This window comes from Streptomyces microflavus (assembly GCF_014650075.1).
Taxonomy (GTDB): Bacteria; Actinomycetota; Actinomycetes; order Streptomycetales; family Streptomycetaceae; genus Streptomyces; species Streptomyces microflavus.
The window spans coordinates 446302-464938 of record NZ_BMUG01000008.1 but is presented as its reverse complement, the minus strand read 5'-3'; the positions used below and the strand labels follow the sequence as shown (position 1 = coordinate 464938).

15 protein-coding genes and 1 pseudogene are annotated in these 18637 nt (G+C 68.0%); all 16 read right to left on the bottom strand.

The features are described from left to right. Window positions 1-30 precede the first annotated feature (30 nt). The 16 genes and pseudogenes from IE264_RS24975 to IE264_RS24900 all read right to left on the bottom strand — a co-directional run bounded on the left by IE264_RS24975 (window position 31) and on the right by IE264_RS24900 (window position 18626). Window positions 31-930 (bottom strand): M56 family metallopeptidase, encoded by a 900-nt coding sequence (locus IE264_RS24975; RefSeq protein WP_032755069.1) that lies wholly within the window; start codon window positions 928-930, stop codon window positions 31-33. Then, on the bottom strand, window positions 927-1289 hold the full coding sequence (locus tag IE264_RS24970; RefSeq protein ID WP_032755071.1) for a BlaI/MecI/CopY family transcriptional regulator: 363 nt from the start codon (window positions 1287-1289) through the stop codon (window positions 927-929). The genes IE264_RS24975 and IE264_RS24970 overlap by 4 nt, the downstream gene beginning before the upstream one ends. Window positions 1290-1726: 437 nt before the next feature. Then, window positions 1727-4312, bottom strand: coding sequence for a TniQ family protein (locus IE264_RS24965; protein WP_032755074.1), 2586 nt, complete (start codon window positions 4310-4312; stop codon window positions 1727-1729). Then, a complete protein-coding gene (locus IE264_RS24960) occupies window positions 4309-5454 on the bottom strand; it encodes an AAA family ATPase (RefSeq protein WP_032755076.1) in 1146 nt (381 codons plus the stop codon). The genes IE264_RS24965 and IE264_RS24960 overlap by 4 nt, the downstream gene beginning before the upstream one ends. Next, window positions 5451-7631: a DDE-type integrase/transposase/recombinase gene (locus IE264_RS24955; RefSeq protein WP_032755078.1), complete on the bottom strand. Its 2181-nt coding sequence runs from the start codon at window positions 7629-7631 to the stop codon at window positions 5451-5453. Before IE264_RS24955 ends, IE264_RS24960 begins: the two co-directional genes overlap by 4 nt. Beyond that, a complete protein-coding gene (locus tag IE264_RS24950) occupies window positions 7628-8332 on the bottom strand; it encodes a TnsA-like heteromeric transposase endonuclease subunit (RefSeq protein ID WP_106973080.1) in 705 nt (234 codons plus the stop codon). Before IE264_RS24950 ends, IE264_RS24955 begins: the two co-directional genes overlap by 4 nt. 150 nt (window positions 8333-8482) lie before the next feature. Further along, on the bottom strand, window positions 8483-9238 hold the full coding sequence (locus tag IE264_RS24945) for a glycosyltransferase family 2 protein (protein ID WP_078657379.1): 756 nt from the start codon (window positions 9236-9238) through the stop codon (window positions 8483-8485). A 494-nt stretch (window positions 9239-9732) separates the two neighbouring features. Next, window positions 9733-10230, bottom strand: coding sequence for a hypothetical protein (locus tag IE264_RS24940; protein ID WP_032755083.1), 498 nt, complete (start codon window positions 10228-10230; stop codon window positions 9733-9735). 10 nt (window positions 10231-10240) lie between these two features. After that, entirely contained in the window at window positions 10241-12265 is a 2025-nt protein-coding gene (locus tag IE264_RS24935; protein ID WP_158706507.1) for an integrase, read from the bottom strand. A 143-nt stretch (window positions 12266-12408) separates the two neighbouring features. Further along, window positions 12409-14154 carry a hypothetical protein gene (locus IE264_RS24930; RefSeq protein WP_032755087.1) on the bottom strand — a complete coding sequence of 582 codons (1746 nt, stop codon included), beginning with the start codon at window positions 14152-14154 and terminating at the stop codon, window positions 12409-12411. Further along, window positions 14154-15608, bottom strand: a complete 1455-nt coding sequence (locus IE264_RS24925; protein WP_032755089.1) for a site-specific integrase — start codon at window positions 15606-15608, stop codon at window positions 14154-14156. The genes IE264_RS24930 and IE264_RS24925 overlap by 1 nt, the downstream gene beginning before the upstream one ends. Before the next feature lie 104 nt (window positions 15609-15712). Continuing rightward, a pseudogene (locus tag IE264_RS24920) lies at window positions 15713-15979 on the bottom strand (glycosyltransferase family 2 protein); the annotation flags it as partial. Between the two features lie 63 nt (window positions 15980-16042). Beyond that, window positions 16043-16597: a hypothetical protein gene (locus tag IE264_RS24915; protein ID WP_032755092.1), complete on the bottom strand. Its 555-nt coding sequence runs from the start codon at window positions 16595-16597 to the stop codon at window positions 16043-16045. A gap of 83 nt (window positions 16598-16680) precedes the next feature. Continuing rightward, window positions 16681-17253, bottom strand: a complete 573-nt coding sequence (locus IE264_RS24910) for a hypothetical protein (protein ID WP_051821738.1) — start codon at window positions 17251-17253, stop codon at window positions 16681-16683. A gap of 216 nt (window positions 17254-17469) precedes the next feature. After that, window positions 17470-18033: a hypothetical protein gene (locus IE264_RS24905; RefSeq protein ID WP_032755094.1), complete on the bottom strand. Its 564-nt coding sequence runs from the start codon at window positions 18031-18033 to the stop codon at window positions 17470-17472. Between the two features lie 17 nt (window positions 18034-18050). Beyond that, window positions 18051-18626 (bottom strand): hypothetical protein, encoded by a 576-nt coding sequence (locus IE264_RS24900; protein ID WP_051821739.1) that lies wholly within the window; start codon window positions 18624-18626, stop codon window positions 18051-18053. Window positions 18627-18637: the final 11 nt, after the last annotated feature.

Here is an 18637-nt window from a genome sequence, read left to right as displayed (position 1 = left end):
GCGAGCGGTCCCGGGCACAGCTCGGTCGGGCTATCCGAGACCGACAGGGCACACCAGCAGTACGGGCAGGAGCGGCGCGATAACGGCGCCCGCCCCGACAGCGCAGCGCAGCGCCGGGTGCGCGCCGCGCGCCGGCCCCAGAATCCTTTTCAGGCGGACCAGTACCGTTCGCCCCCCTGCCGCCAGAGCCCCCTGCGGCGCTTCGCCCGACGCCATGGCGAACATCGCTGCAGCCAGCGTGCCGCGCGGAAAACGGCGCAGCGCACGGTCGTCGGCGGCCATTTCGAGCAGCAGCGGAACCTGCTCCCGCACATGCCGTGCCAAGGGCACGCCCGGAAAGACCCAGGCAAAGGCATGCGATCCGGAGAGGATCAGATGGTGGCGGCCGAGGATATGTGCCCGCTCGTGCTCGATAACGGCACCGAGCTCCGTACCGGACAAGAGGTCTACGGCACCGGTGCTGACCACGATCCGGGGCCGACGGCCCGGAAGGCAGTAGGCGGCAGGCACGGCATGCTCCACCACGGTCGCATCGAGATGGACCGAGCGGCGGCCAACCTTCTCCAGCACATCACGATGCCCACCCCGGGCGACCCGCGCCCGTACAGCATGGAAAGCGAAGCCGGCCAGGTGAGCTGTGACAAGGACTACACACAACGCAACGCCTGCCTGGGCCAGTGCACTGTCCGCGGACGACCCGAGTCCCAGTACAGCCCGGCACGAGTAGAGAAGTCCGTGCAAGTGCGCGTCAGGATTGGCGACGTTCAGTGCGGCCAGCGAAAGGCTGAGCGAGAAGGTCACCGCGAGGGCGAACCAGACCCCGATCGCCAGGACGGGCGACCGCTGCGGCCAGAGGCTGCCGAGCATCACCTTCGGCGCGAGCGTGCCCACCACAGCCGCGTAGCCGATCAGAGCAGGGGCGGCGTTCACAAGCCACGACCCGTGGACCGCAGCGCCTCGCGCAACGCACTCACCTCATCGTCCGTCATCCCCTCGACGAAGTGAACAAGCGCGGCAGAGCGGTCCTCGCTCGCCGCCAGCGCATCCTCCATGAGAGCAGCCGAATACGCCTCACGACTGCGCACCGGGGTGTAGAGCCATGCTTGCCCCTGTTTCTCCCGGGTCAGCCACCCCTTGTTGTAGAGGATGGTGGCCACCGTCATCACGGTCGTATATGCAGCTGGACGATGGGCGTTGATGTCGTCAACCACCTCCCGAACCGTCGCGGGCCTGCCCCATTTCCACAGGCAGTCCATGATCTCGGCTTCAAGCTCCCCGAGCCGTCGCATTCCCCGGCCTCTTTCCGCTCGCGCACCCGAGACCAAATAATAGATCCGCACAGGTCGCGGCGACCCCAGGCAGACCGCATCCCGAGAGCGCCACCTCGCCCCCCTCAGCATCTCGGTGGAATGGGCCGACTCGAAGTCGCCCTCATCAACCCTTTTCGTCCCGCCAGATCCGTCTGCGAGAGCACGACCCGCACAGTATCTGTCGACTTCGCCGGGGACGGAGCCGCGGTAGTGGTCATGGATGACGAGCCGTCCGCAGAGATCCACCTGCCGAAGCTTTTGCGGTCCGGCCATCGTCCGGCAACTGCGGACCGGGGCAGGAGAGCCCGCTAGCTTTCGGTCTCCACGACGGTGAACTGCTCACCGTCGAAGCTGCTACAGCCGACGATCACGAGGAGAATGCGCGAGCGGTTCTCGCCTGTCCGCAGCGGACACCGTCAGGCCAGCGTGGGCACGAAGTCGGCTGGCGGTTGCTGGCCGAGTAGGTCGAATAGGTGCTGTGCTTCTTCGAGGAGCGCTTGGCCGCGCGGCGTCGCGACGACGGGGCGTGTGCGGTGGTTGAAGATCTCGAATCCGGCGGCGCTCTCCAGCATCTTCAGCCGGCCGTTGAGTGACGTACGAGGGATTCCCAGGGTGAGTGCGGCCGAGCGGCGCGTGCGGTGTCCGGGGATCAGGAGGGCGGTGCGCAGCCATTCGGTTCCGCCCTGGCGGGTGCTGATGTGTTTCATCGGTGCTGACAGGGGGATGCCGAGGTTCGCGAAGGGGCTCGGTTGCCAGGCCGGAGGTGCTCTGTGGCCGGGCGGGTGGTGGGGGATGCGCCACGCGTCGAGGAGGGGGGAGACGTTCGTGGCCGGGGCGGCCAGTTCGCGGGCGATGTCGGCCACCGTTCTGCCTTTGTCGTGGTACTCGGTGCGTAGCCATGCCGGATCGACGGACTGTTTCAGTTCGCCCGGTGTTCGGCGCGGTCGCAGCGGGATGTTCGCCTGCTTCAGCGCGGTCTTGACGACGGCGGTGGTGCATCCGGCGAGTTCGGCGATCTGCAGCTGTTGCAGTCCCTGCTGTTGGTAGAGGTCGCGCAGCTTGTCGGGGACCAAGTAGCCCGGGCGCGGTGGGCGGGGGTAGTGGCCCTTGTTGTGCGGGCGGGTCTGCGCGCTCAGGCGGCGGCTCTCCATCACCAGGCGCAGCTGGTGAACCGTGAGACCGAGGGTCTGAGCGACGTCGCGGGCGGTGGAGTCGGGGGTCAGCAGGGCGCGAAGGCGTTCGGTGGGGATGTCGACGGGCGGCTGGGGCAGAGCGATGGTGTCGAGCCAGTGTGCGGGTGGCTCCCACGTCACCGGCTCGTCGGTGATGTGGTGGGCGGCGAGGTTGCGGCGCGCTTGTTCGTCGAGGAAGGCGTGGATCTCCGGGTGGGTCCGGTAGGCGAAGCGGTGTGTCCAGGCGGGTGCGTGGTTGCCGGGCTGCGGGTCGGCCCCGAGGAGTATCCGACGCAGCTGCCAGCGCAGCCGCTCCAGGTGGACTTGTTGGAACTGCCGGGTGCCCAGGCTCTTGCAGAGGAGCCAGTGGGCGTTCTCGTCGAGCAGCAGCGGACTCGCCTCGTCGGCGAACAGGGCTCGGCGGCGTGCGTAGTCGATCGGTATCTCGTGCGCGTCGAGGACGCGTGCGAAGTGCGTCAGCGTGCTGCAGATGTGGTCGGCGTCGACGAGCGCCAGCAGGGACTCCAGGTTGCTGCGGAACTGCGGGTTGCCCATGATCCGGGCGGCTTGTCGATGTCCGGCCGGTCCGCCGGGAACGAGCATGAGGCTCGCGCAGGCCCGCCTCATGCCCGCGATCCGCGGCTGGTGCGGGCGCGTGGGCGGCAGCAGCCGCAGAGTCCAGGACGGCCAGAGCATTCCGGGCGTCTTGGACGCCCTCAGGATGATGTCGGCTTCGCTCAGGTAGGGCACGGCGGGCTCGGTGGTCGCTGTGCCGTAGCGAAGACGGGCCTTGAGCGTGAGCTGGATGTCGGACGCGGCGAGGATGCGCTTGATCACGCGGGGGCCTGCGGGGCTCCAGTTGCGCAGGTACCGCGTGGGGTGTTCGCGCAGCTCACCCACTTCGCGGTCCGGCGCGAGGCACATCCACGCGAACACGTCTTCGCGCATCGGATGCTCGGGGTCGGTGGCGATGGCGGCCAAGGTGGTCCCGATGGCAACGTTGCGCGCGTCGTGGATCTCCATCGCCGCGGCACCGGCGAGGAGCTCGCCGCGGCAGGCCGTGATGATGTCCCGTGCGATGGGCGGCACGATTTCGGGGCGGGTGCCGATGCTGCGTAGCGCTCGTCGCCCCAGGTGCGACAGTTCGCCGGCCCGTTCCCGCGCCGCAGCACTGCGATGCTCCGCGATGACCTGCGCGTTGACGCCGGCCTGGGACAGCAGGACTGCACCGCCTTCGGGCAGGGAGACGGCAGGGGCTTCGGTCAGGGGGTAGCCGCAGCGGGTGCCACGGCCATCGCGCTCGGTCAAGGAACGGCAGGCTTGTGGCCGGGGCAGCATGCGGTGGTTGCCACCGCTGAGTACGGGCGGGTGCTTGCCGCAGCGGGGGCACCGTTCGAGGAGCAGGAGCCGGTGGCGGGTGCAGGCGAAGGTCCAGCCCAGGCGCCAGTGCAGCTGCCACCGGCCCCCGTTGTCGGCCAGGCAGGCGGGGCAGTAGCGCGAGGTGGTGCCGTAGAACCGCCAGTGGGCGGGTGCTGTCAGTCGGCGGGTCTGCCCGGTGATCCGCACGAGGGACCCGTCGAACGCCTCCAGTGTTATCGCCCGCAGCTGTGCGGCTCCGATGCCGGTGCGTCGCTCCAGCAGCTCCAGCTCGCCTTCGGTGAGGCGGCGGACCATTCTGCGCAGGGACGTGTGCGGCAGCCCCAGGTAGTCGGCGAAGTCAACGGTGTGCGTTCGCAGGCGGTGTGCGTAGCGCTCGCACCAGCTGTCCAGGGCCTCCCCCGGGGAGGGCAGTACCCCGATGGGGATGCGCTCGTCGGTCCAGCCCGTCATGCCGACTTCCTGCGGCGTCGTGGGTCCTGGGTCGGCCGCGTGGTCTTGAGGCCGGCCTTGATCTCTGCCTCCAGTTCCTTGCGGGCCTCCTCGGCCGCGGCGTCGTTCTTCACCTGGTTCATCAGCTCCATGTCCAGGCGCTCGTTCCCACCTCGGATTGCGCGCAGGCAGCCGCGGTTGATCAGCGACATAAGGGAGGCGAAGTGCCCGGTGGAGCGGGCGAAGAGGTAGTCCGAGAGGTCCTCGGCGAGCATGCCGGGGTACTTCTCGGCCAGGACGAGCTTCTGCTCGATCGTCTTGAGTAGCTGGCGCCACTGCAGGCGGCCCTCGTCGTCATCGACCTGGAAGGGTAGCAACGTCAGTGCGGTGGTGCGGCGCCCGAACTGCGCGAGCGGGCTCTCCCTCGGCGAGAAGCCCTCATGGAGGATGCCGCGTTCCTGGACGCCGACGCCCACGTAGATGAGGGTGACGGGGAAGACGTTGGAGAGGTACTTGAGCTGGTTGGCCATGCGGACCGAGTTCGACGTCGAGCCGGCCAGGAAGTGGATGTCGTCGATGACCATGGCGACGGTCTTCATCGACAGGACCGCGTCCACGGCCCGCTCGGCCAGCGTGTCCGCATCTCCCTTGACTGGCAGGCCGTAGAACCGGCAGATCGCCGCGTTCAGGCCGCGGATCTGTGTGTTGCCGCTGAGCGCGATGTAGATGACCGGCACTCGCCGGGCTCCATCCGGTGTGGTGTCTCCGCGCAGGTTGACCTGCCGTTTGAACAGGTCGCAGCCGTACGCGCGCACCGCCGTGCTCTTGCCGAGTCCTGGGTGGGCGTCCACCAGGGCCGCCGGTTTGGTCTTGTTGCCGTCCTGCCGGTTCGCCTCGACGATCTCGCGCAAGTCCGCATGGAGCGCGAGCAGCTGCGGAGTGTCGATGGGGCCGATGTTGGCGTGCCAGACCTCCCGGTTGTCGTTGTGCACCGAGAGCGCCCGCGGTGGAAGGTCGGCGAGCTGGGCCCGGCTCAGTTGCTTGGGTCGGCTGCGGTCGGGGCCGTAGACCTCCTGCAGCCATCCGGGCAGTCGGGTCGGGCTGTACTGGCGGTCATCGCCCTCGAACGGCCCGGCGTCCGCGGCACCGCCCGCCGTACTCAACGGCTCTCCCAGACGTCTGCGTAGTACTCATCCTCATCGACCAGCCCTGCGGTCTCCTCGTCCGCCGGGGCCGCCTCGCATTCCTCGTCCTCGTCGTCGTCCCCGCCCAAGTCCTCATCCGCAGGTGCGATTGCCTGCAACTCCGGTACCGGCCCTTGGCCTGTTGCCCTGTCCGGTGAGCTGAGCGCTGCCAGACGGCGCACGGAGGGGAGTTCGGCGATTGCGTCAACTTCGGGGTCGCCTTCGCCGATCAGGTGCCGACGGTCCTGCGACAAACGCACCGCCATGCGCCGCTCGGTCCGGTCCATGGTCAACCCGGCCCCCCAGCGTTCCAGCAACTCGATCAGGGCGCGCTTGGTGTCCGGGAAGCGGTGCGTCTTGGCCGCGATCCGGCGTGCGTACTTCAACGCTTCAAGGCTGGCCGGCCCGTTCAGGGCCGGGGCGTGCTCCCAGTCCAGCGTGTGCCACAGGTGAAGCTGTTTCGGATCCTGGAAGTAGATTCTCCTGACGTCGGCGCGATCCACAGCGACGGGCCACTTTCCGGCGTGCTCACCGCGGTGCGGGCTGATCCGATTGCGGTAGTCGTTGAGCCCGTCACCGTTGTAGCGGAGGCCGTTGATCTCCACCCCGTAGTGGTGGATAGGGCGCCACTCCTCTTCCAGGAACTCGAACGCGAGGCCCGGCCGCGACGGGATGCGCAAGGGCCCTGCCCGGTTCACGCCGTGCTCGAACATCTCCAGCGGGCTCAGCTTCAGACCCGGGACCTCCGGGACCGTCAGTCCTCGGTGGTGCCGCCGGTGATAGACCAAAGTGATCCACTCGCGGATGATCATCTCAAGCTCGTCCAGGAAGAAGTACGCCTCGTCCTCCACCTTCTCGCCCCGGCTGTGCACGTCTGGCCCCTTGTAGCCGGGAAGTGCCGCCAGAAGCCCCTGGTTCAACGTCTTGAACCACCGTTCCACCGGCTTGTCGGTCGGCGTGTAGGGCCGAGCCGGCTGCAGGGAGATGTCGAGCTTCGCGCTGACGCTCGCGATGTGGTTCGAGACGTAGATCTTGCCGTGGTCGTAGACGATCGTCTCCGCCGCAACCGTCGGCAGCAGCGGATGCCCGTGCGCGTCCACCAGCTTCTCCGCATCGAACACCACTGTGGAAGGAACCCCGCAGTACGGAAGCGGCTCGCCCGTTCCGGCAGGCGACACCTCCCGCGGTCGGATCGTCTCGAACAGCACGCCGGCCACATCGGTCGACTTCGTCGACACCGGCGTCAGACGCAACCCGGTGATCACCTTGCTGTAGAGGTCCATGGCCACGGTGAGTTCGCACTGCACCCACTGGCAGGTCACCGGCTCCATCGCGAAAACATCCAGGCTGTTGGTGTCCAGCACGATGTACTCACCCGGCCGCGTCGCCCGCAGCTTGCCGAAGACACCCTGCGGGCGGTTCGCGATGGACCGCTTCCCCTTCGTACTGCCGTCGAACGCGTTGGTCCCCCGGCCGAGTTCCTTCAGCAGTGCATAGCCTGTGGTCTGCTTCGGAATGCTCACCACACCACGGCCGTACTTCTTGGCCACCCGTTCTTCGATCTCCGCGAGCACCAGGCCACGAACCGGGCGGCTGGACTTCTCCAGGCTCCCGATCACCGTGCGTGCCATCTCCAACCAGCGCGGATCCGCCCGATCCAGCACACTCGTCGCCTGGCGCTTGCTCACCAGCCCGGCCGGCCCGTCCCGCTCAACCTTGGAGACCCATCGGCGCACCGTCGCTGGATCGACTCCGAGCTCGGCGGCCTTTGCTCGATACCGGTGCATCAAAGGCATCCCTGGCGCATAGTCCGGCCGCGGCTCACCCTCCAGAGCCAACTCGGAAGAACCCAGTTGAAAGCCGGAGCGAACCTCCTGCACATGCCGGAACCGAAGGGTGAGCGCGTCGTCCTCCGCACTACTGATATCGCCCAACAACGTCGCGGCCGCGGGCTCCGCGGCCAGGGTATCCACCAGGAACTTGGTGGAGGGGTGGGCCAGCAGCACTGACAGGTCGACCTGCCGCCACGTGGGGCGGCCCTGTGCCGACATCTGTTGAAGGAGGATGCGGCGGCCCTCGATCTCCGCGATCGTGAACTGCTCACCGTCATAGGTGAGTGGCAGTCCTGTCCGAAGAGTCGTTGTCCAGGCGTTCACACTGACCTCCGCAGAACCCAGTTGCTACTCAGCGGGCGGGATAGATCAGTGGTCAGCCGGCCAGACCACACCAGCGCCAAAAGCGGTGGCCGCGCCTCGTGGTCGGGGCGCCCAGCTGCCAGCCGTCGCTCGGCGACACCGAGTCGGTCACCGTCCTGCACGCTTTCCCAAGCGCGTTCGATCTCGGCCTCTGGGACCACGCCCGGGCGGCGGTAGGCCGCGAGGAACCGGACGTTCTCCAGGACTACCCGGTCCGCCCCAGACCAGATCTCATACTCCCAACCGTGCCGTTCGATTAGTTCACCCGGCCAGGCCAACGCCTCCGCGATCTTCGGATCCGTGAGCCGATCCGCAGGCTTGACGTTCACCACCCGCACCGTTCCTGACTCCATGATCAGGAGGAAGTCCGGCACGTGACGACGTACCCGACCGCCTACCCGGGCGGTCATGTGGCACGGCTGGGCATAGATCCCACGCACAGCAGGATCCATGTCAGCCAGGAGAAGCCGAGCCAGCTCCAAGCGGCTCTCATAGACCACGGGCCCGGCCATCGTTGCCGACGAGTACCGCCCTGAGTAGTGAGCCTGGCCGTGAACGGAGCGAAACTTCCGCCATGGAACCGACCACGTGAAATCCGCCAACCGCAGGGCCTTGAACAGAACCTTGCGGACCGAGGCGTCGTCGTAGCGCACTGACGCCATCGGCTGTTCGTACTTCGTGCGAACCCGTGCTGGACTCCGGATGACCATAGACCGGAAACTAGTTACCGTCCGGAGTCAGTGCGCACAGATCCTCGGAATTGCGCATCCTGTGCGCATCTCACGGGTACAGTGCGCACCGGTTCGCGGAACCTACAGCGTAATTTCTGCGCGGAGGGACGCCAGGTGTTTGCCATGGCGCCACGCGAATTGGCGGGCGCGGGATTCCATCGCCGGATATGAGGGCTGGGCGGTCATCTGTTCCGGATGCTTTCTGTAGTGGTAGACAACGGTGGGCAGAAGAGCCCCGGAAGCTGTGCCCGTAATGCCGACCAGGTAGGCGTAATCCTCACCCTGCGGCAGGGCCGCGTATCCGCCGCTTGCGCGGATAAGGTCGGTGCGGGCCAGGAGGGTGGTGGGCCCGATCGGGATGGTTGCCTCGGGGTTTGGCCAGTAGCCCCACACGTCTCCGGCCTCATGGAATCCGGGAGGTGTCGGACAGCGCCATGTCGATACGGCGCCGTCCTCGTGAAGGTCTGCGGACCAACCGGCGCACCAGCCGAGACCGTGCTCGCGGGCGTGGCGGAGTCGCGCGGACAAGGATCCTTCTGGCAGGAGGTCGTCGTCATCGGCTGTGGTGCACCAGTCCGCCGAGACCTCATTCATGGCGAAGTTCCGGGCTGCGCCTGCTCCGACGGCTCGGGGCAGAAGGACCGTCTGGACGCGGGCATCGTTGCGCAGGCGGGCGGGCAACTGCGAGATCGGCACGCCGTCGAGCGCGAGAATCCACTGCCATTCCACGTCCTGCTGGTGCAGGCTGGCGTGCAGCTCCAGCAGGTACGGGATGCGGTCCGTGCGCAGCCGGGTCGGGGTTATGACGGCGACTTCGGCGTGGTCAGAGACGGTCACGGGTGGCGACTTCCTTGTTGGTCGGGGATAGCGTCAATAGTCCGGAGGGTCCCCGGTTTCGGAAACCGGGGATTCCCTGCTATGGGTGCCTGGGCCGGTTTCCAGGGTGCCAACGAATCCGGACACCTGGCGGGGGAATTCAGCATCAAGCGGTCCGAACGGTCCTGATCCGGTCCGCCCGGAAGAATTGTCCAATGGGTCGGCTGTGGATAATTTCCAACGTCTCGCAGCAGTGAATTCGCGGGTCGGCCCGGGCCGGCAGTGCCAGCTACACAAGGGTGGAGATTCGTCATGCCGGGACGTTAGACCGCGAGAGGCGGGGTGGCCGGTGGATGTGCGTCGGCGTCCCGGAGGCGACACCGTGATCGCGGCGGACGGTCCGCACCGCGGAACGAGGATGCTTCCGCCTCCGATGCGAGGCCGGCGGACAGCCGAAGTGCGGCTGACCGTCCGCGGACCTGGAGATCCGCGCGCGTCGGACGGGGCTGGATCGGTCAGCTGCACGATCCGTACGGCGCCGTGCGGTCTGCGGTGGCGGGCAGCGCCCGGACGTTGGCGCCGTCGGTGATCTGAAGGCGGAGGCGTTCGATCTCCTCGTGCTGGGCGGCCAACCGGGAGATCGCCAGCTGCTTGAATCCGGTGAGCTTCTCCACAAGCGCGTCGCGGTCCGCGACGCGCTTCTTCAGTTCCTCCCGCTCGGCCTTCAGCCGCTCGATCTGTGCCTCGCGCGGGTTGACGATCTTCCCGGCCTGCTGAAGTTCGCTCACCCGGCGCTCGAACTCTTCGGCCAGGTGCTGGTAGGCGCCGGGCCTGGGGGTGCCGTCGCGGTTCTTCTTCGGGTAGAAGCCAGTGCGGGTGACTCCGGCGACCGAAGCCAGGGTCTTGAGGTCGGTCTTGCCGCCCGGCGGCAGGTTGCCGCTCAAGATTCGCTCCATCGCGGCCCGGATGGCGGCCTCGTTGCGGGCCTTGTCCTCCTCGGTGAGCCGAGCCATCACATTCCTCTCACGCCGCCGGAGAAGCTGCGTCGATCTCGGCGACCACGCGCAGGGCGCGGTCGCGTTCGGGCAGGAGCCGGTTCTTCTCGCCCTTGGCCACCCGAGGGCTCTCGACGAAGGTGTCGATCACGGTGACCTGTCCGAGCCACACCGGCCGGTGACTGCGATGGTGGGTGGCCTGCGGGCAGCGGGCCGAGTCGCACATCCCCACCAGCGGCTTCTTGGCGTTCGGGGTGCCCGCGAGCTTGAGGCACAGCGCCTTGGACGGGTCGCGGAACCAGCAGAAGTTCGCCGCTCCGACGTGCAGCACCTTCGACAGCTTGCTCAGAAGGTTCTCCAGGTGCCGGTCATCCTCCAGAACCTTCGGATCGTTGCGGGCGGCCTCGTTGAGCTGCGCATCCACATGCTGGAGCGCCTCGATCAGCCCGCGGGCACCAGGACCGGCGGGCTTGCGGCCCTCCTTGAGGTCGCGAAACGCCTCCACGGTGAGCTCCATGTGCTTCTCCTGCTCGGCCTCCTCGACCTCAGTGAGGAACAGCCGCTGGGATCCGCCGGGGTGCGCGGCGTACCCCTCTGTCGTGGCGACGGAGATGTGCTTCAGCGCAATCTTCGCGGCCAGCAGCCCGCCGGGCCGCGCGGCGATCGACAGAGCGAGCGTCCGGCGCAGCATCCGGGCGCTGATGGGGCCGGCCGGAATGACCGGCAGACCCCAGCGCTCCCGGTTCCCCGACTCCTCCAGCCACTTCCTCATACGATCGAGGCTGAACGACAGGGCGACCGTGTTGAACAACGCGGCGCCGCGCGGCGCCCCCAGCAGGCGCTCAGCCAGGGCGACGGCGCGATGCACGTCCTCGATCACGACCCACTCGTCGGGCACCCCGCCGAGTTTCTGTCCCTTGATCAACCTGCCGGCGAGCCGGTACCGGGTACCGCCCGACTCGGTCTGGGTCTGGCGCCGGCAGCCGACGCTGAGCTCGAGCAACTCGCTGTTGCGCATCCCGCTGAGCGCGCTGGTCACCACCAGACAGGCGGCAAGGACGTTGGCGACCATCGACCGGACTCCGGCGTCGGACAGCGGGGCCGTCCACGGCACCAGTGCGCCGTCCTCCTCCCGGGCGATCTTGGGTGCGGTACGTGCCCAGTAGTTCTCGAAGCCCACGTCCTCGGCGAGCGCGAGCAGCTCGGGCGCGATCTTCTCGCGCAGGTAATCTCCGGCGATGGTGCTGGTGCCGACCTGGTACGCGAGGCGATACCACGCAAGGTCTTTCAGGGGCGCGAGGTCGCCGGTGCTGATGCGCAGGCTGTCGGCTCGACCGTCGGCCTGCGGCAACGGCACGCGATCGGCGCGCATCTGGGCGATCAGGCGCTTCAAGTCCGGGACGTGAGCCAGCGTGCCACGCGGGAAGTCCTTCGCCACGGCCGCGTCCTCGCGGACCTTCTCGACGAGATCGGCGAGGTGCGGCCCGACCGTGTTGACCAGGTAGAGGCAGGTGGCCAGCACAGGCTGCAGGAGGTGATCGGGTACCGAGGGGGTGCGATTGGCCCGCAGCCACGTGCCGCCGACGACCTTAATCGTGCTCCGACCGTCCCACGGGACGAAACCCGCCCGGTAGCTGTCCGTGGACAGCAGGTCGCCGTACAGCGTGATCAGTTGTACGACACGGACGCTCTCGGCCAGCGTCTCGGGCTCCGCCTGGACCGGTGCTGCACCCGGCTTGGGGATGTACCACTGTGCCTCGGCGGCGAACCTGTCGCAGTGCTCCTGCGTGACCTCCGCCAGGGAAGCGACCCCGTTCGCGGTGAGCCAGTTGAACCACGCGGTGAACTGCCGCAGGAAGCGGTTACAGGTACGGGGACTGCGGTTCTTGCGCAGCGCCAGAGCGCACTCCAGCACCCTGTCGTGCTGCGGGGCGAGCAGCGCGACCAGAATCTCCTTCGCGACCACACGCCACTTCGGGTTCACGATCTTGAAGAAGTTCCAGGTCAGCTCGTGCTGCTTGATGGACCGGGGCTTGTCGGCCAGGCCCCACAAGTCCCACAGGTCATCCTCGAACCGCGAGCGTACGGAGCCGGGCAGCAGTGCCAGTCCGATGGCCTCGTGGACGTAGCAGCCGGCGAAAGCGGAGACGGGACGGCGGGTGATCGTGGCTGGGGCCCGCAGAGGGCGGGGGAGCTTCATCGGGTGGCCTCCTCGGGCCGCAGGGGGATCTCGCTGTCGTCGTCGGCCAGGTCCAGCGCGCCCTTCGCCTTCGCCTCCGTGGAGAACTTCGGCAGGATGTCGTGGGTGAGCCGGTGCGCGTACGGGCCGAACACCCGCAGGTAGTGGTCGGTCGTCATCTGCTGGAACTGGCGGGCGAAGAAGGCGTTGAGCCGCAGCAGGTTCGACGCATGCCGCGGCAAGAACACCGCCAGCGGACACAGCAGGCACACCCACGGGCGCGCCGGGCACGGCTTCCCGGCCGGGCCATGGACTCCGGCCAGCTGGTTGGTGCAGGCCGCGGTGAACACATCGCGCTCGCCGCCGACGAGTTCGGCGATAGCGGCCGTATCCAGGCCCAAGCGCCGTACCTCGTCGGGAAAGTCAGCCGCGAACTGTGCGGCCCTCTCGCTGGTCAGAACGACGGGCGGAAGCGCCTTGCGCAGGATGTCGGCCTGCCCGTCGTTGATGATCGAATCGATGTCGTCGAGCTGGTCGGGGTCGGTGGGAGTGGCGTAGTGATCTCCCTCGGTGCGCGCACTGTGGTTCGGATCGATCAACGCGCGACCGGTCCAGCCACGACGGGCCAGCCGCTCGTCGTAGGTGTGCCGGATGCGTCCTCCATGGATGGAGAACGTTCGGCCCTGGTCATCGACCAGCCCGCTCAGTGCCACGAACTTGCGCCGATGCGCCCCTTTCACATGATCGCGGGCCGCGTCAGCTTTGTGCTCGGTGACGCCGATCCACAGCTCCTCTTTGAGGTCGTCGGCGGCAAAGCGCCGCAGCGTGGAGGAATGATCCAGCCACTGCTCCAGCAGACGCACCGCGGGACCCGTCAGGACCGAACTCTCCCGTGTCGTACGGCCTTTCACATAGGACAGCAGAATCCTCGCGTCGCCCGCCCATTCCACATCGCCGACGCCGAGGTCGGCGATTCCGTCGGGCACGACGCCGCAGTACACGCCGAGCAGCGCCTTGTAGGCGGCCATGATCGGGCGGCTCGGGAAGAGATCGTCCCGCACCTGCTGCGCGGCTGAGCAGCCAGTGGTGGAGAACGTCTTGCGCATTCCGCGCTTTTCACCAGTGCGGGCCCGAAAGTAGTCGAGGTATGCGTTGTACGTCAGCGGGCCGCGCCGGAGCATGAGCCACGCGAAGTCCTCCTCCGCGTCCTTCCGATCGGTGAGAAGTGGATCTGAGCCCCATTTGCCGCTCTGGACCGCCAGTTTGTAGCGGGCGTAGCTCTCGTCGACCGCCTTTCTGCACGTCGTCTCCAACCGCTCCCATTCGGCTTCGGTGTACGCCTTGTACGTGCTCAGCACGGGCCGGGCCTGGACAGGTTCGCCGTCGAGGTACGCGCGGACATCCGGGCGCAAGCACCCGGTGGCCAAGTCGAGGTCCTTGAGGAGCTGACGGGTGTTTCGCTCCCGGGTGTGGTTGCTGGCCATCCAGAACCGCATCAGCACGCCGCGCGTCAGCTCGGAGGCGGGCCCGCTGAAGCCGTCCTTCGACAGCGCGTGGACCATCCTTCGCGCGGCGATCCCGTAACCATTGGCCGTGGCCCGCCTCTTGATGCCTCCGTGGGGATGGGCGTTGGCCGCGAGACCTACCGCCAGGTCGCGTGCCAGCTGCGGGTTGGGCAACCCGGCGAGCCTGACCGTCCAGTCGGTGCCGTCGACGAAGGTGAAGTGGACACCCAGCGGCTCATGCACGATGGTGGCGGGCATCAGGCGTTCACCTCGCCGTCGAACTCGGCGTCTGCCTCGGCTGCAGCGGCCCTGTCGATCCTGGCGAGCGCACCCTGATGGAGATCTTTGTAGATCCGGGTGATGTCCAGGCGAGCGATATATAGCTCCGTGGACGTCACGCTCCAGTGACCGAGCAGGTCACGCAGGATGAGCATCGGCTCGTGCTTGCGCAGGTAGAGCGCGAGCGCCGCATCGGCATTGGTGTCCTCCACCAGGTCGGCAAGCCGTGCGTAGTAGCCCTTGATCAGCTGTTCCAAGGTTCGCATCGCCATCGAATGGCGCAGCCGGTGGGGCGCCACGGTCGGAAACCGGGGTTCGTATCTCTCGCGGATGCGCGCCGAGGTCCGACGGAAGACGGTCGCCCAGTCGACGAACGGCTCGCCGGTGGACCGCAGGCCCACCAGCGGGGACTGGCCCTCGGGGGTGATCAGGCACAGGCGCTCGGCCGGCCGCAGACTCTTCCAGGAGCGACGTACCCCGTTGAGGCGCGCTCCCTCCCAGTCGGGCTCCTCGACGTACAGCGGCTCGCCGAGCTTCGACGGGGGCCGCCACCTGAAGCCCTCCGCCGAAGCGGCCCGGTCCAGGTCGATGTACTGATGCATCGTGGCCAGCGGCTCGTAGTGGATCCACGTCGTACGGTCCTTCTCGCCCTTGCTGATCGCGTACGCGAGCGGGAAGAGCACGGGAAGCGTCGTCGGGCGGGCTGGGAGCGGCGGGATCTCGTAGGTCGTCAGGTGGGTGAACTCCTTCCGCCTCAGCCCGCTGGACAGTACGAAGCCACCCATCGCGGCGTTCCGGGCGCCTTCCCGAGGGCGGCGGTAGCGGAGGTCAGGTTCACCGAGCGGGTCAAGACCAGCGAGTGCTCGCACGAAGAGCTCGGCGAAGTCCCACTCCAGATGCTTGATCGTCGTGTGAGGCCGAGGGCGCCCCAGCTTTGCCATGTTCTTCCTGACCTTCTCCAGGACGCCGTGGGCCATCCTGTGCCCCACGCGGTAGGTGAAGGGCACGACGCTGAGCACACCCTCGTCCTTCGCCCAGTCGTAGAAGGCGGACAGGATGCTCACGTGCAGATTCCACGTGGTGTGGTCCCACCGCGCCTTCAGGGGGCCAGCCAGTCGGTACTCGGTGTACATGCTCAGCGCACCACGCAACTCCCGGCGATCAGCGAAGGGATGAACCCCGCGCTCCTGAAGGAACGTGAGCCACGCAGACAGGCACCCAGCGCTGTTCTCCCATGTCCGTACCGCCGGCGCGCCGTTGATCGGGAGCTCCGCGAGGTACCTGTTCGCCACCGTCGTCGGTCGCGGGGACCCGGGGGCGTCCTCAAAGAGCAAATCATCGTCGATGAGAACCGGCATCTGCTCGCGGATCAGCGGCTGACGCGCCACATCCCAGGTCTCCCAGCCCGAAGCCGAAAAGCTGATCTTCTGCATGGCTGGAGACCATAGGTTTCCGACACAGCAGAGTGCAACGCACTGCAACAGGCCCTATATGAATTGGGATTGGCAATGCGACACGGCCGTTAAGCAGCAACTACGTCGTCATCTGCCCAGTTCACGTACGGCGTCCGGACCAGGTTGAGGGCGAGATTGCGGGCACAGGCGGCACCCACCGCCCGGGGCAGGACAAGGGTGCGGACGCGGGGGTCCTGCGCGAGCGGGGCCGGGAGTCGGTCCGGTGAGGCGCCGTCGAGCGCGATCACGGCCTCCCACGGCGCCGACTGCCGGGTGAGGCTGGCGTGCATGGCGGACAAGTAGTCGAGCCGGTCATCGCGTAGTTGGCTGGCGATGACGACGGTGATCAGGGGGGCGGTGTGCAGGGGACTTCTCCGGATTGAGCCAGTGGCTGAGCGGGCGTTCGGCGGCCCTCACGGGGTAGGCCGCGGGGCGGGGCGGTGCGGTGCTGACGCGGGCGGTGAGGCCGGTGGAGACGAGGGGACGCCCGGGGCGGACTCCGTGCCCGGCTGGGGTGGCTTGGGGGAAGGGTCGTACTCGTCGCGCAGGGCTCGGATGTCGGCCTGGTCCGCGAGGGCCAGGGCGTCCAGGCAGCGACTGGCGGCGGTCATCAGCATCTTGGGCGGGGAGTCCGGGGCGGCGGACCGGTGCCGTCCTTCCCATCGGGCGATGTCGACGAGGAGGTGGCTGACCTCGCGGACGGTGGGGAAGACGGCGTCCAGGAGGTGCTGGGTGACGGCGCTCACCTCTGCGGGCGTCCTGGCTGCGGCGAGGGCGGCGATGTACGGGCCGGGGTCCAGCGCCGGCGGGGGAGTGCCGGGCAGAGGGTGCTGGGCGAGGAACTCCTTGGAATCCCTGCGGGACCAGCGCCGCAGGTCGTCGCGTGTGGCCGTGCCGGTGTACGAGGCGGCGATCTGTTCGGCCGTCCTGCCGACGTTGTCGTACGGTTCGAAGTCAGGTCGATCCATGGGACATCCCGGTCAGAGAGGGGCGAGGCGTTGTCCAGGGCTGCGGGCGCCGACCACGTTGGTTGCGGCCGGCAGTGGCCTGGTCAGCGTGATCGGCGTGGCGTGTGCGCGTAGCCGGTGACCGGGCCTTCGGCCGTGGCCGCGTGGCCCTGAACGGAGTACCGGAAGGTGCGTCCGTCGGCCAGCTGGGTCGTGACACTGAAGCCGAGGCGCTCCAGTTTCCGTACCGCCCGGTTGGTCCGCCAGCCGACCTCCGACGGTTCACGGACGCTTTCAGGCAGTCGGCAGCGGCCGGTCGCTGGATCGAGAAGAAACCCCTCGCGCCCGAGTAGCTCGTACAGACCGCGGGCATTGGCGACCAGTACGTCGGGCCGGCCGTTCGGGTCCAGCGTGATGGCGACGGGTATGCCTGGTCCGGAGCTGGTATTGCTTTGGGCTTTCATGGCGGCGAGGCGGAAGTTGAAGAGCAGACGTCGACGGATGAGCGCTGCAGCTTTGACCGGGTCGGCAGGGACGGCGATACCTCGTGGCGCGGGGACGTCGTTCGTGTGTGCGTGTTCGGTGCCGGCGGGCAGGAGCGGTGCCACGACGAACTGGTCCCCGCGGCCCGGCCGCGGAGTGACATAGAGCTGATGGCCGGCGAGCGAGGTGGTCACGGAAAATACGGGCCGGTCGGGAACGGTCCCGGTGTATCCGAGGGGCCCATGTCCCAGAGCCGGGTGCCGACTGCGTCTGCGGACGCAGGAGTCGGGCCGTGAGGTCGCCACCCGCCGGGGAGCCGGTCTGCGAGGCCCTGCACGAACTCGTCGAGGCTGGGGTGTTGAGCCAAGGCGTCTACTTTCCAGATGTTGTGGCGGATGACCGCGAGCGGATCAGCGGTTGTTGGACCGGCGCCCTGTTGCCGAAGCCGGGGGGCGGGGAGGGACGCGCGGTTCCGTGGTGTTGGAGGTGACCGGTGCCACGGGGCGGTAGAGGTGATCCGCGCTGCGCTGAAGTTGGTGCCCGGCGTGGTGAAGACGATTTTGGGCGCTGTTGAACAAACGGTCGAGGGCGGCGTGTGCTGACCGGAGGGTGTCCGCGCGTCCGGCTGGGTGGTAGAGGCTGGGGCGGTCCTGGAGGATCGCGACCTGGACCATGGCCTCTGCGAGGTCGGCGAGCGCCTTTCCAACGCTGCCCGCCGCGTGAGCCTCCATGATCACTCGTCGGTGTGCTCTGGCCGCCGGGCCGCCTTGGGTTCGTGGCGCCCGGCTCTCCACAGCCACCGTGTTGGCGAAGGAGGCGAGCAGAAGCCCCAGGCGGCGAATCTGATCTTCAAGGTCCTCGGCGAGTCCGATGCCGTACCCGGTGGCGGTGGAGATCGGAATCTCGGCCGCCGCTCCGTGCAGCTCGTCGGCGATGCTGAGCAGCGCGGCACTGTCGTCCAGAGAGTGGTGCATCGTGCCGACGGAAGCTCTCAGGATCTGCGGATGGGGGACCGGCCGCCGAGGGTGGAAGCTGGCTGCCGGGCGAGCGCCGTCGTGGACAGCCCGGCCTCCAGCTCGCCGAGGCCGGTGATGACCGGGGCGGTGCGGGCCCGGCTTGCGTGGTGGGCCGGCTCGGGTAGATCCTCCACCTGCTGGAGGACCTCCAGCAGAGCCTGCTCGTAGCGGGGGAGGAGCCGACGGGTGACGGTTGCGGCGGCGCGTACGGGGTCGGTGGGCACGGCGATGCCGGACGGTTCCTCGACGCCGTCGAAGTGGCGGGGCCTGATCCCGGCCCGGTCGGGTTCGAGTGGGGCGACGACAATCTCGTGGAGGTATCGGGGCCGGTCGGTGACGTATAGCTCCTGACCTTCGGGACCACGAAGGATGGCACCGTGTCCGAGGACGTGCGTGCTGGCGATGTGCTGGACGTGTCCGGTGTCCCAGAGACGGTTGGTGGTGGGGAACTGGTGTTCGTAAAGGGCGTAGTGCTGGTAGGTGCTGGTCCAGCCGCCGGGCAGGCGCGCGGCTATGCCGGAGGCGAGGGTTTCGAGGGTGGTGTGCGGCACAGGAGGGGCTT